This is a genomic window from Nonomuraea sp. NPDC052634 (genome assembly GCF_040678535.1).
GTDB lineage: Bacteria > Actinomycetota > Actinomycetes > Streptosporangiales > Streptosporangiaceae > Nonomuraea > Nonomuraea fastidiosa.
Genome location: NZ_JBFATY010000003.1, coordinates 24,343 through 37,142, shown reverse-complemented (window position 1 = coordinate 37,142; position 12,800 = coordinate 24,343). Strand labels below are relative to the sequence as shown.

Sequence of the window (12,800 nt, the reverse complement as noted above, 5' to 3'; positions counted from 1 at the left end):
GCCGGCAGGCGCGCTGACGGCTTGGAAGAGCAGGGCTTCAGCCGGCAGGGGCGCTGACGGCTTCGGCCGGAAGGCGCTCGGCCAGGCGGAGCAGGCCGGCGGCGGCGAGGGCAAGCAGCGTGCCGAGCGCCGCCCAGAGCAGCGGCGGCGAGAAGCTCACCAGCGCCGAGAACCCGGCCGGCGCCACCACCTGCCCGACCGCCCACGTCATCTGGTGCACGGCCAGGTAGCGCCCCCGCAGCCCGGCGGGCGCCGCCCCGGCGGCCAGCGACGCGGCGGGCGCCGTGTGCAGCAGCTCGGCCAGCGTGAAGACCAGGGTCGCCACGACCAGCACCGCCACCCTGGGCACCCCTGACGGGGCCAGGGCGGCGACCCCGTACAGGGCGCAGGCCAGCACGAACACGCCCCCCGCCAGCGCCATCGCATGCGTACGGCGGGCATGCCGCTGCACGTGCCGCACCGGAAGCTGACCCGCCGCGACGAGCAGGGTCCGCACAGGACGACCGATGCCGACGTCCCACCCCGCGCAAGAGGACCGACGCCGCCGCAGGCCCGAGCGGCGCGTGTCTGCCCCGGCAGGCGCATCCGGCCCGGTGGACGAGACCACCTGGCAGGCGGGACCCGGGCCAGGGAGCGGTTAGGCCAGGCGGATCTGGAGGTCCGTGAGCCAGCCGGCGGGGTCGGGTTCGGTGCGCGGGTCCGTGTTGTACAGCTCCAGGCGGCAGCCCCAGTGCTCGGCGCCGTCTCGTTCGGTCACGTCCCACGTCACGCCTTGCTCCGCGCCCCACGCGAGCAGCGCGCCCGTGGCCCCCGCGAGGCCGTCGAAGGGGCCGCGGTGGGTGGCGGTGGCGTAGCGGCCGGCGGGCAGCACGCCGGCGAAGTAGTCGCCCTCCACGTCCACCGGCTCGGCGACCGGCACGCCGGCCTGCAGCACCATCCCGTCGCCGTCGGGCTCGAAGCTCTCGTAGCGCAGGAACGGTGCCCCGGCAGGGGCGAGGCCGCGTCCGGCCAGCCAGCCGACGATCTCGCCGATCCGGTCGGCGATGGCGGGGATGGTGCTCATGGTGACGGTCCCGCGCACCCCGACGTAGGGCCGGTCGGGCAGTTCCACGATCTCAGGCATGATGAAGCCTCCTTCTCCCCCATCAGACCGGCCGCGGCCGCGAAACTCATCGCCCAGGCGACGCGACGCCAGCCGCCACACCCCGCGCGACGCCGATCCCGGCCCCCGCGCGGCGCCAGCCGCCACCCCGCGCGACGCCGATCCCGGCCCCCGCGCGACGCCAGCCGCCACCCCGCGCGACGCCGATCCCGGCCCCCGCGCGGCGCCAGCCGCCACCCCGCGCGACGCCGGTCCCGGTCCCGTCCCTACGCGACGATCGCCACGATCACCAGCACCAGCGCGACCGCCAGCACCGCGATCGAGTCGTACGACCACGTCACCCGGGCGGGCCCTGCCTGCTCGTCACGACGCTTGGCGGACTCGGCGCGGTCGCGGATCTGGTCGCCGACCCAGTCGGCGTGCGTCTTGCCCGCGAACGCCTCGGCCGCCGCCTGCTCGCCCTTCGACAGGACCGGCTCGGTGGCGAAGCGTCCTCGCTGCTTGGCGGGCGTGCCGCGCCGCTGCGCCTTGGCGCGCTCGCGGGCGCTGCTCATCGGCGTCCACAGCCGGAGCACCTGATCGTCGCCGTGGCGGACGTTGATCGAGTGGGAGACGCTGACGTCTTCGATGGAGGCCCACGGCAGGAACGTGGTGCGGAACGGGTTGCGCCCCACCAGCCCTTCCTCGGTGAGCACGGTGGCGGGGCGCAGCGCGACCGCGTAGACCAGCGCCGTCAGCGCGGCGAGCACGGCCAGCGCCACCAGCGACGACTTGCCGCTGAAGCGGACGATCAAATCGACGACGTTGAGCGCGACGAACACCAGCCAGACCCACGCCATGACGTAGGCGGCCTTGCTGCGGTAGACCTGCTTCACGGCTGCCACTTGAGCTGTGCGAACCCGGGCTTGATGACGCCGTTGATGAGCGCGAGCCGCTCGTCGAACGGCAGGAACGCCGACTTCATCGCGTTGACCGTGAACCACTGCAGGTCGTCCCAGCCGTAGCCGAACGCCTCGACCAGCTTGTGGAACTCCTGCGACACGCTGGTGGAGCTCATCAGGCGGTTGTCGGTGTTGACGGTGACACGGAAGTACAGCCGCCGCAGCAGCCCGATGGGGTGCTCGGCGATCGACTCGGCGGCGCCGGTCTGCAGGTTGGACGTGGGGCACATCTCCAGCGGAATGCGCTTGTCGCGTACGTACGCCGCCAGCCGCCCCAGCTTGGCGGTGCCGTCGCTCGACACCGAGATGTCGTCGATGATCCGCACGCCGTGGCCGAGCCGGTCGGCGCCGCACCACTGGATGGCCTGCCAGATCGACGGCAGCCCGAACGCCTCACCGGCATGGATGGTGAAGTGGGCGTTCTCCCGCTGCAGGTATTCGAACGCGTCGAGGTGGCGGGTGGGAGGGTAGCCGGCCTCGGCGCCCGCGATGTCGAACCCGACCACGCCGACGTCGCGGTAGCGCACCGCCAGCTCGGCGATCTCGCGGGAGCGGGCCTGGTGGCGCATGGCGGTCAGCAGCGTGCCGACCCGGATGTTCCGCCCCTGCGAGCCGCGCTGGAAGCCCTCGAGCACGGCCTCCACCACCTGGTCGAGGCTCAGCCCCAGGGTGGTGTGCTGCTCGGGCGCGAAGCGCACCTCGGCGTAGACCACCCCGTCGGCCGCCAGGTCCTCCGCGCACTCCTGGGCGACCCGGATCAGCGACTCGCGGGTCTGCATGACGGCGACGGTGTGCTCGAACGTCTCCAGGTAGCGTTCGAGCGAGCCGGAGTCGGCCGCCTCTTCGAACCACTGGCGCAGGTGGTCGGGATCGTGGGTGGGCAGCCGGCCGTAGTCGGTCTCCCGGGCCAGCTCGACGATCGTCTCGGCGCGGAGCCCGCCGTCGAGGTGATCGTGCAGCAACACCTTGGGAGCCCGCCGGATCTCGTCAAGCGTGGGGCTCATCCGCCCATGATATGAGGACGGCCCGGCCCCCGGTCGCCCCCGCCCGTCACTCGCGGCCGGCGGCCTCGGGGGAGAACGCGGGCAGGCAGACCGCGATGTACTCGGCGCCCTCGGGTCCGACGCTGTAGCGGACCTTCTCCCCCGGCGAGGTCACCACCGACTGCCCCGCGTCGACCCTGGTGGTGCCGCCGTCGTGCTCGACCAGCACGGTGCCGCGCAGCACCACGGTGTACTCGGTGAACGACGGCGTCTGCGGGGGCTCCTCCCAGCCGGGCGGCGCGATCATGTGGGCGATGGACACCGCCTCGTCGCCGCTGTTGACGCGGCCCACGTGCTCGTCGATCACCTTGCCACCGGGTACGGGGATGCGGGACGCCCCCTCGATCTTTCTCACCACGACAGGTCAGTGTGCCACGTCGAGCACGAGCCGGTCCGGCGACCCCTGCTCGGTGACCCGGAACCCGGCCCGCCTGTTCAGCGCGAGCCCGATGCCGACGCGGCCCTCGAAGTCGCCGGTCCTGACGACCTTGGTGATGTTGCCGAGCCCGGCGGTGTAGACGGGGCCGCCGCGCCAGGTGGGCTTGCCGTCCTCGTTGTGCGCGTGCGCGGGGAAGAGCGTGAGCAGCAGGTACGCGCCGCCGGGCACGTCGATGGGCTTGCCTGAGCCGTCCTGGACGAACTCGTCCACCCATTTCACGTCATATCCGGGTATGCCGCCACGCAGGTCCACCACGAGCCGGTCGTACGTGTCGTGCGCCGCGTACCGCACGCCCGTCACGATCGCCGGCTCCATGCCGCCGCGCTCGACCTCCACCTCGGCCGTGCGCGTCGGCGCCGGCTCCGCCGCCGCGCTCTTCCCTGGCGAGGAAGATGCCGTGGGCGGGGTCTGCGACAGCGTCGCCTGCCGCACGTCGCCGCACCCCGCCAGCACGGCCGGCACGACGAGCACGGTCAGCGCGGCGAGGCGGGCGAGCGGGAGCGTCCGGGCACGCGACCGCTGCCTCGGCGGCAGCAGGCGGGCGCGCGACGGCTTTTCCGGCTGCGCCAGGCGGGCGCGCGACGGCCGGCTCGGCGGCGGTGATGACGTGCGCATGCCCGGTAGATTCCCAGCGCGCGGGCCCGCAAGCGCCTATCGTTCGAGCACTCCGGGATGGGCGTCCTCCAGCGCGGCGAGCCCCTCCGGCGTGAGCCTCAGGTAGAGGCCCCGCTCCACGTCCAGCACGAGCGGCGTGCCCTTGCCGCGGACCACGACCGAGATGTCGCACTCCAGGTACGTGTTCTCGTGCTCCTTCTCCAGGAAGTTGCGTTCGAGCACGTCGGCGTTGCGCGACCCGGCCTCCTCCCGGGCCTTCGAGCCGCCGCCGACGCCGCCGTACCCCACGGTCGGCGGCCTCTCATGGTGGCCGCCCTCCGGCCCCGAGCCGTGACCGCCTTCGCCACCGAGCGCCGGGTCGCCCACGCTGCCGGAAAGGCCGCCGCGCCCGGACCGGCCCCGACCCTGTGCCCGGCCGTGCCCGGTCGTGTCCATGGCCTGCGCGTACACGCGCTGCTTGACCCGGGCCTCGGCGATCTCGCGGACCCCGGTGACCTCGATGCCGACCGTGCCGACGCCGGGCAGCTCGTACGCGTGCGTCAGCAGGTCGCCGAGGTGGGCCCGCATCGTACGTTCCTTGGTGGCCTCGTTCAGCGCGATGCCCTCGGGGCGGGAGAGCTCGAACCCGGCGGGCCTGTCGGCCGTCGCGGGCACCTCGGCGCGCAGCTTGGGCGCCACCGCCGCGAGCGGCGCCCACTCCTCCACCACCCTGGCGGCGGGGAAGGCGACCTGGTTGACGTCTCCCTTGGGCACCCCGTGGCCGAGCATGGCGGTCAGCGGGCCCGGCCCGCCCGGCTCCGCCCAGCGCGGCCGGGCCGCGACGACCTCGGTGCGCGCCGCGACCGGTGTGCCGTGCGGCACCTCCGTGGTCAGGTGGCCCGCCACCAGCAGTCCGACCTCGCCGTGCGCCTTCGCGCCGGTCGTCGCGGTGACCCCGACGTGCCGGTCGAAGAAGCGTACGGCGCCGTCGTGGCCGGTCAGCTCGCCCGCCCTGAGCAGCAGGCCGCGCGCCGCGCCCTGCACCGGCTCCATGACGGGGCCGACCTTGGTGCGTTCGAGCGTGATGTCGTACGTGACCGGGTGCCGGAACTCCTGCGGGGCCTCCCTGGTCTGGAAGCGGTTGATGTCCTTGACGTTCGTGCCGCGGGTGTCCACGCCGTGGGTGTCGTGGTAGGTCGCGGTTCCGGCCTCGCCGCCGACGATGTCGCCGTCCGAGGTCCCGATGTAGCGGCCGAGCAGCTCGGCGCCGTGATCGGTGCCCCGCTCGTTGAGCGTCAGGCCGCCGCTGAGCCGCTCGCTGCGCAGCATCAGGCCCGTGTCGGGGCGTTCGCCGACGTGTACGCCGTCGCCGAGTTCGGCGGTGACCCTGATGCCGACGCGTTCGGTGACCCGCCCGGCCGCGTCGGTGACGAACAGCCACGAGGACACGCCGTTCCCGCGCAGGTCGCCCAGCTTGGTGGCGAGCGCCTCCTGGCCGAAGTGGCCGCGCAGGTGCTCGGCCACCGGGTGCGTGGTGAACTCCTGGCCGGGCAGGAGCAGGCCCTCGCCGCGCAGCGTCTCGACGATCGCGGGCAGGACGCCGCGCGCATCGAGATGGTGCACGGAGGCGGTGCTCATCGCCGCCTCGGGGGCCACGTAGGCACGCGCCACCTCCCCGGCCGTCTCGGCCCCCTCCGCGGCCTGCTCGGGGGTACGCCCCGCCTCCGCACCGGACGCCTCGGGGACGTCCAGGGCGTGGCGGCGGGCCACCTCGTCGGGCAGCACGATGTCCATGATGTCGGACACGCGAAGGTAGACCGGCTCCCCTTGCTCGACGACCCGCCCGTCGGTCCTGCTCGGCGTCACGGTCAGCACCAGGTCGCCCCGGTACCAGTGCGAGGTGCCGCCGTCGTTGTAGGTGACCCGGCTGACGTCGCCGCCACCACGGTAGGACGTCTCCAGCGACATGCTCTTCGCGGCGGCGTGCCCGCCGGCCCGCGCCAGCAGCTTGTGCTCGGTCCCGGTGGCCGGGTGGCCGCCCTCGCCGTCGCCGCCGAGCGTGAGCCGCACGCCGGCCCGCGCGTGCCCGCCGACGCTGCGCGCGCCGCGCTCGCCCTCCGCCACGCGCGAGTTGCTGCTGGCGTACGCCTCGTGCTCGACCCCGGTCTCCGACTTCACGTACGTCATGCCCGCCACGTCGGCACGCACGTGCAGCTCGTGCCGCCAGCCGCCGTGCTCGGCCACCAGGTGGGGCAGCCCGCCGGGATGCGACGTGATCATGGTCTCCAGGCCGATCACGTCCACGACGTTCTCGATCGTGTACGGCACGTCGAGCCGCCGCGCGGGCGCCGGCAGATCGGCCCAGGCGGCGTAGACCTCGCCTACCGCCCGCGCGAGGTCCGGCATCGCGCCCAGGCGGACGATCGCGTGCAGGCGGTCGTCGTGGGCCCACACGTCGCGGGGCGGCTCGGACAGCGGCTCGATGCGGCCGACGCCGGCGACGTCTTCCGCCAGCAGCGGCGTCTCCTGCAGGTGCGGCTCGGGCACGACGATCTCCGCCCGGCTGCCGTCCACCCGCCATGAGGTGTCCGCGACCACCTCGCCGTCCCGCGAGATCCGCATGCTGACGTCGAACGAGAGGTCCCTGGTGAAGGTGAAGCCGCCGCCCGCCTCGGTACGGTCGTAGCGCGTGTGTCCCGACGTGACCGCGACCGTGTCGGCCTTCGTGCCGCTCAGGATGCCCGCGATGTTGGGGGCGTCCACCTTCAGCAGGCCCCCGGGCACGCCGGTGTTGAGCGCCCTGCCGATGTCCACCCGTGCCACGGCGGCCAGCTCGCCGCGCAGGCCCGCCGAGACCTCGCGCTGGCTGGTGCCGTTCCAGGAGGTGATGCGGCGCTCGTTCAGCACCTGGTTGGCCGCGCCGACCTCCTGCCTGGCGCCGAGCTCGCCGCGCGCCACCACCTCGATCGTGTGCCCGGCGATCGCGCGCTCGTACCTGATGCCGTTCAGCGCGTACGTCAGGTCCGCCTCCAGGGCGGCGCCGCCGAAGCGGAGCTCCAGGTCGCGGACGATCTGCCGCCTGATGTTCTGCGGCATGTCGGGCAGCGCCTGCTCGACGGCCTGGCGCAGCTCGGTGAACAGCCGCGTGTCCGCGTGCACCCTGATGGCGCTGCCCAGGCCGGGCCCGCGTCCCGCCGCGAGCGTGCGCGGTTCGAGCGGGTGCGGGTCGTAGACCGTCCTGTCGGGGGCGAAGTCCCGGCGTATGCGGTTCAGCTCTCTGTGCAGGTCGGCCAGCTCCTCCTGGATGCGGCCGAACTCGCTCGGCGGGGTCAGCTCATGGCCGAAGACGTCGCGTTCGAGTCCCGGCGCGTCCCGGGCCGGCAGGGCCAGCTCGGCGGGCACCTCCACGGTGAACGTGCCCATCGTCTCGGTCTCGACCCGCAGGCGCAGGTGGGCGTCGTACATGGTGAGGTCGGCCTTCTCGGTGACCACGGTGTGGTTGCCGAGCGCCCGGTTCGAGGTCGCGATGTGGTCGGAGCCGAAGCCGAAGCCGAAGACGCCGCGCCCGATGGCCTCGGCGAAGCGCCCGACGCGCACGCCGATCTTGCCGCCCACGTGCAGGTTGAGGTCCCTGCCCTGCCGGTACGCCGTGTTCTCGCCGTTGCGGCGCCCGAGGTCGTCCCTGAGCATGCCTTCGACAGGGGGACCGTCCACGCGTACCGGCTCGATCCGCGCCACCTCGCCGGTGATCCTGATGGACTCCTCGGCCGAGCGCAGCATCGACGTCTTGAACGTGACCGCCTCGGAGACCGCCCCGCTCGACAGCAGCGCCTGGCTGCGGTTCTTGATGCCCTGCTCCTGCAGGATGGTCGAGGTGAGGTGGTCGATGATCTTGACGACCTCGCCCGCGGGCACCCCCTGGGCGAGCGCGCGACGCTGCACCTCCAGGACGAGCGGCGTCATGTCCAGCCCGCTGACCGTGATCCCGTGGTCGCGGAACTTGCCCGCCGCCCCCTGCGGCACCTCGTGGCGCGGCCGGGCCGGCGGGTGGTCGGAGGGCCGCGCCGGTCCCTCGCGGGTGAACTGCTCGGGGAACGGGAGGGTCACCGACAGATCGGGGACCTTGCCCGCTCCCGTGAGCTTCGTGCCGTCGCGGTAGACGTCGATGGCGATGTCCGCGACGAAGTAGTCGTGCGTGGGCGAGATGACCTTGTGGCCGCTCATCACCTCAAGGGTGCTCATGTGCGTGGTCCGCGTGGAGTCCACCAGGCCCGTACGGGGCAGCGCGGTCGACTCCTCCGCCGCGTCCGGCGACTCGGACAGGTTGCGGACCAGGCCGCCGTTGACCTCGCGTGAGGAGGAGCGTACGGACTTGCCCTCCACGCCGTCACCGCCGAACGCGACCGGCTTCTCCGGGGCCACGTCCGGGTTCTCGACGTGCCTGAAGTGTTCGGGGCGCAGCTTGAGGTAGAGCGCCTTGTCCCCGACGCTCAGCGCGTGGCCCTTCGCCAGGCGCTCGGTCCAGGCGTCGCGGTCGCCGTCGGCGAGCACCCGCTCCAGCCAGTCGCGGACCGCCGCGCGCTCCCGCTTGGTGAGGCCGGGCATGCCGTCGGTCATCGTCTGCGCGGCGGCCTTCGCGTCGCGCGGGACCTTGACGTCGTGCACGGCCGTCTCGCCGAGCGAGCCGATCTCGACGGTACGCGGCGGGCGCAGCGGCCCACGCGACTGCCCCGCGCCCTCACCCGCCCGAGCCGTCTGCCCGGCCCCTTCGGACCGCGCCGCCTGCCCGCCGCCGTCCGGGTGGGCCGTCTGCAAGGCGGCCTCTCCCCTGGGCACGGCAGGTGTCACCACAGGGCCGCCGACCGGCTGCTGTGCGCCCGCCTGCGGAGAGCCGCCCTGGGGCCCGGACTGCGGGGAGCCCGGCTCACGGGGACCGCCGGGCTGGGGGTCCGGTGCCGAGGCGAGCGAGGTGCCGGGCATGGGCCCGCCCTGGCCGCCGGGCCCGCCGCCGTGCAGGGACGTCACCAGGTGCTGCCCGTCCGCGCCGAGCGCGCTGGACGTGATGCCCTTGGCCAGCATCTCCCAGCTGAAGTTCCCCTGCGCCAGCATGGTCCCGGCGGTGGTGAGGCCGCCGGTCACGGCGTACTGCGCCGCCTGGCCGTACAGCGAGGAGTGGGCCGCCGCGATCAGCTTCTCCGCCGTGGACATCTCGGCCTTGGTCAGCCCGGCGCGCAGGCCGGGCGTGGCCAGCCGGGACAGCCCGCCCGTCAGCAGGCCCATCAGCATGCCCATCGCGCCGCCGCTCGCCGCGGAGATCGCGATCGTCTTGAGGTCGAACTCGTCCCTGCGGCCCTGCTGGATCTGCAGCGCCTGGACGCCGGCCTCCATGCCGCCCACGACGGCGGCGTAGATGGCGATGTTGCGCAGGCAGATCTTGGCGATCTGCATGACCGTCATGCGCGCGATCTGCAGGCGCGCGGGGATGAGCAGCAGCACCGCCTTGTTGACGATGGCCGCCTTGATCAGCATGGCGAGCTGGGCGATCAGCAGCCAGACCGTGGCCTCGATCATGTATTTGGCCCATTGGATCTGCACGCCCACGCCGTTGAGCGAAAGAGCGGCGTTCACCAGCCGCTCGACCAGGGTGGCGACCTTCGCGTCCGCCGTCTTCTTGACGTGCGCGGCGAAGGCGAGGTGCGCGTCGCCGTCCCAGTCGGCGCCGATCAGGCGGGCGCTCTGCGGCAGGTACGCGTCGGTGCCCTCGACGACCTGGTACGCGGCGGTGATGCAGGCGTCGGCCATGCGGAAGCAGCCGCTCTCGTCGCCTTCCGGCCAGTCCATGCCGACGACCCAGCCGACGTACGGCTTGGCCCAGTCGGGCACAAGGAACCCGTCGAACCCCATGGGCGATCAGCCGCGCCGCTCCGGCGGCCGGTCCGCCGCCTCGTAGTTACGGCTCGCCACGTTGAGGCCGGAGGTGAGGTCGTCGAGCTCGCCGAGGTAGGCCTTGAAGGCGTCCTCGATGCCCTGCTCGATGCCGGGCAGCTTCCTGGCCAGCTCGGCGCCGTACTCGTCGTTGCCGAGCGTCTTCCTGTCGCGGTCGAAGGCGGCCCGCAGAGCGGTCCTCGCCTCCTCCACGTTGGTCTTCAGGTCCTGGTAGCGGTTGCCGTGGCGGCGCAGCGACTCCGGCCGTACGGAGAAGCCGTCCTTCACCTCGCCTCCTGCCGCCGGGCGTCCTCTTGCGCGGCCGGCGAGGCAGGGCCGGGCAGGAAGGGGTCGATGCCGGGGTTCTCGCCGAAGAGCGCGTCGAGGTGCTCGGTGTCGGGCATGAGCGGCGCCATGAGCGCCCTGCCCCGCTCGGCGACCTCGGCGGTGGCCATGTCGGCCTGGCGCATGATGGCCTCGGCCAGCTCGGACGGCGACAGGCTGCGGTAGACGCGCGGGTGCAGCTCGATCCCGCGCAGCCGGCCGCCGGTGCCGACGGTGACGGCGACCAGCCCGTCCTTGGAGCGCGCGGTGTGCTCGATGGCGTTGTACTCCGCGTACGTCTCCCGGACCCGAGCGACCTCTTGGTCGATCTCGCGCGCCATCTCCTCGATCGTCGCCTCGAACGCGTCGGCCACCCGGCATCCTCCCATTCGTCCTCCGGGATTGTAGAGTCGCCGGCCGTCAACGGATGATCAGATCTCGCAGCATTGGGGGAGAATTAACCCTTTTGTCACTGAGCCCCCGCACTGAGCGAATGCAGGGGCTCTGCGATGATCACACCGTTTCGTACGCCCGTACGGACTCGGCCTGCGCCGGAACCGCCTTGCGGGCCCGCAGCCCGGTCGCCGAGATCGCCAGCCCGACCAGCGCCAGCACCAGCGACACCACGATCGCCGCGCGCAGCGAGCCGATCGAGAGCGTCTCACCGCCGCCGCCCGAGGTGAGCACGGCGGTCACCACGGCCAGCACGATCGCGCCGCCCACCTGCCCGGAGGTGTTCAGCAGGCCGGAGGCAAGGCCCTGCTCGTCGTCGTCCACGCCGCTGGTGGCCTGGATGTTGAGCGACGGGAACGACAGCGCGAACGCGATGCCGAGCAGGATCATGCCGGGGATCACCATGCCGCCCAGGCTGGGGGTGCGGTCGATGCCGAGGAAGATCGCGTACCCGCCGGCCAGCGCCGCCGCGCCGATGACGATGAGCCTGCCGGTGCCGAACCTGTCGGCGAAGTCGCCCATCTTGGTCGAGGTGAGCGCGACGAGCAGGCCGGCGGGCAGGAACGCGAGCGCGGTGCCGAGCGCCGACCAGCCCAGCAGGTTCTGGAAGTACTGCATGGCCACGAACTGGAAGGCCACGTACGAACCCATGAGGATGACCAGCCCGAGGTTGGCCCGCACGATGTGACCTGAGCGCAGGATGCCGAGCCGCACCAGCGGGTGGCGCACCTTCAGCTCGGCGAACACGAACAGGCCGAGCAGCGCGGCCACTCCGGCCAGCGAGCCGATCGTGCGGAGCGACGCCCACCCGGCCTCCGGCGCCTGCACGACCGTGAACACCAGCAGCAGCATCGACGCGGTGATCGTCACTGCGCCGAGGAGGTCGTGGCCGCCCTCGGCCCGCTCCTCACGGCCGCGCGGCAGCACCTTCAGCGCGGCGAGCAGCGCGACGATCGCGACCGGCACCGGCATCAGCAACGTCCACCGCCAGCCCAGCTCGGTCAGCAGTCCCGACAGCACCAGACCGAGGGAGTAGCCGCTCGCACCGCAGGCGGTGAAGATGCTGAGCGCCCTGTTGCGCTGCGGCCCCTCGGGGAAGGTGGTCGTGATGATCGACAAGGCGGCCGGGGCGGTGAACGCGGCGGCCACGCCCTTCACGAAGCGCGCCGCGATCAGCAACCCGCCGTCGTCCACCACACCGCCGAGCAACGACGCCACGGCGAACACGCCCAAGGCGACCAGGAACACCCTGCGCCGCCCGAGCAGGTCGGCGGTCCTGCCGCCGAGCAGCAGCAGGCCGCCGTAGCCGAGCACGTAGCCGCTCACCACCCACTGCAGCGATGAGGTCGTCAAACCGAGATCGTGCTGGATGGCGGGCAGCGCGACACCCACCATCGAGACGTCAAGCGCGTCAAGAAAGATCACTGCACAGAGGACGGCCAGTGCCGCCCAGCGCGAGGAAGAGGAGGTCATGACGCGACACAATACATGCACGCGCATCTAATGCAAATGCATTTAATGTCGTTGCATGCTCGTTTGACGTGGTGGTAATCTCCGCGACATGGACGCGGAGCACGTGGTCGAGACCTGGCGTTACGTCCTGGCCAAGCACTCCCAGGCGATGTGCGCGCTGGAGCGGGAGCTGGGCGAGCGTCACGGCCTCGGGCCCAGCGAGTTCGAGGTGCTCGACCGGATCGTCCATCACGATCGCAAGCTCCGCATCCAGGAGCTGTGCGACGAGGTCCACCTCAGCCAGAGCGCGCTCTCACGGGTGGTGGGGCGGCTGGAGAAGGCCGCGCTCGTCTCGCGCGGGGTCTGCGACGCCGACCGGCGCGGGGTGTTCGTCAGCATCACCGAGGAGGGCCGCGCGCGGCACGCCGAGGCGCTGCCCACGCAGCGCGCCGTGCTCAACGAGATCTTCAGCGGCGAACCGGCGGCGCGATGACGAACGCCGCACGACCCCCGTCCGGCCGTGCGGC

At 72.7% G+C, this 12,800-nt stretch carries 11 protein-coding genes; 1 reads left to right on the top strand and 10 read right to left on the bottom strand.

Translation table 11 applies throughout. The features are described from left to right. Positions 1-37: 37 nt before the first annotated feature. The 10 genes from AB0K67_RS16200 to AB0K67_RS16155 form a co-directional block, all read right to left on the bottom strand. Positions 38-496, bottom strand: a complete 459-nt coding sequence (locus AB0K67_RS16200) for a hypothetical protein (protein ID WP_364059702.1) — start codon at positions 494-496, stop codon at positions 38-40. A 141-nt stretch (positions 497-637) separates the two neighbouring features. Then, entirely contained in the window at positions 638-1,123 is a 486-nt protein-coding gene (locus AB0K67_RS16195) for a GyrI-like domain-containing protein (RefSeq protein WP_364059699.1), read from the bottom strand. Between the two features lie 245 nt (positions 1,124-1,368). Next, the gene (locus AB0K67_RS16190) at positions 1,369-1,977 is read right to left on the bottom strand and encodes a PH domain-containing protein (protein ID WP_364059696.1); all 609 of its coding nucleotides are present in this window, start codon (positions 1,975-1,977) and stop codon (positions 1,369-1,371) included. After that, the gene (locus tag AB0K67_RS16185; protein WP_364059693.1) at positions 1,974-3,047 is read right to left on the bottom strand and encodes an adenosine deaminase; all 1,074 of its coding nucleotides are present in this window, start codon (positions 3,045-3,047) and stop codon (positions 1,974-1,976) included. The genes AB0K67_RS16190 and AB0K67_RS16185 overlap by 4 nt, the downstream gene beginning before the upstream one ends. 46 nt (positions 3,048-3,093) lie before the next feature. Further along, positions 3,094-3,444: a cupin domain-containing protein gene (locus AB0K67_RS16180; protein WP_364059690.1), complete on the bottom strand. Its 351-nt coding sequence runs from the start codon at positions 3,442-3,444 to the stop codon at positions 3,094-3,096. Between the two features lie 6 nt (positions 3,445-3,450). After that, positions 3,451-4,140 (bottom strand): hypothetical protein, encoded by a 690-nt coding sequence (locus AB0K67_RS16175; protein WP_364059687.1) that lies wholly within the window; start codon positions 4,138-4,140, stop codon positions 3,451-3,453. A 36-nt stretch (positions 4,141-4,176) separates the two neighbouring features. After that, positions 4,177-10,023 carry a proline-rich domain-containing protein gene (locus AB0K67_RS16170; RefSeq protein ID WP_364059684.1) on the bottom strand — a complete coding sequence of 1,949 codons (5,847 nt, stop codon included), beginning with the start codon at positions 10,021-10,023 and terminating at the stop codon, positions 4,177-4,179. Positions 10,024-10,029: 6 nt separating this feature from the next. Continuing rightward, positions 10,030-10,332, bottom strand: coding sequence for a hypothetical protein (locus tag AB0K67_RS16165; protein WP_364059681.1), 303 nt, complete (start codon positions 10,330-10,332; stop codon positions 10,030-10,032). Beyond that, on the bottom strand, positions 10,329-10,742 hold the full coding sequence (locus AB0K67_RS16160) for a YbaB/EbfC family nucleoid-associated protein (RefSeq protein WP_364059678.1): 414 nt from the start codon (positions 10,740-10,742) through the stop codon (positions 10,329-10,331). The genes AB0K67_RS16165 and AB0K67_RS16160 overlap by 4 nt, the downstream gene beginning before the upstream one ends. Positions 10,743-10,881: 139 nt before the next feature. Further along, positions 10,882-12,246, bottom strand: a complete 1,365-nt coding sequence (locus AB0K67_RS16155; protein ID WP_364059675.1) for an MFS transporter — start codon at positions 12,244-12,246, stop codon at positions 10,882-10,884. Positions 12,247-12,382: 136 nt separating this feature from the next. On the opposite strand from AB0K67_RS16155, the gene AB0K67_RS16150 reads away from it, so the two are divergent. Then, the gene (locus tag AB0K67_RS16150; RefSeq protein ID WP_364059672.1) at positions 12,383-12,766 is read left to right on the top strand and encodes a MarR family transcriptional regulator; all 384 of its coding nucleotides are present in this window, start codon (positions 12,383-12,385) and stop codon (positions 12,764-12,766) included. The last annotated feature ends 34 nt before the right edge of the window (positions 12,767-12,800 follow it).

Excerpts from the sequence above, each read along its gene's own strand:
- AB0K67_RS16150 (WP_364059672.1), top strand. The coding sequence starts at position 12,383 with ATGGACGCGGAGCACGTGGTCGAGACCTGGCGTTACGTCCTGGCCAAG.
- AB0K67_RS16175 (WP_364059687.1), bottom strand. The coding sequence starts at position 4,140 with ATGCGCACGTCATCACCGCCGCCGAGCCGGCCGTCGCGCGCCCGCCTG.
- AB0K67_RS16195 (WP_364059699.1), bottom strand. The coding sequence starts at position 1,123 with ATGCCTGAGATCGTGGAACTGCCCGACCGGCCCTACGTCGGGGTGCGC.
- AB0K67_RS16185 (WP_364059693.1), bottom strand. The coding sequence starts at position 3,047 with ATGAGCCCCACGCTTGACGAGATCCGGCGGGCTCCCAAGGTGTTGCTG.
- AB0K67_RS16170 (WP_364059684.1), bottom strand. The coding sequence starts at position 10,023 with ATGGGGTTCGACGGGTTCCTTGTGCCCGACTGGGCCAAGCCGTACGTC.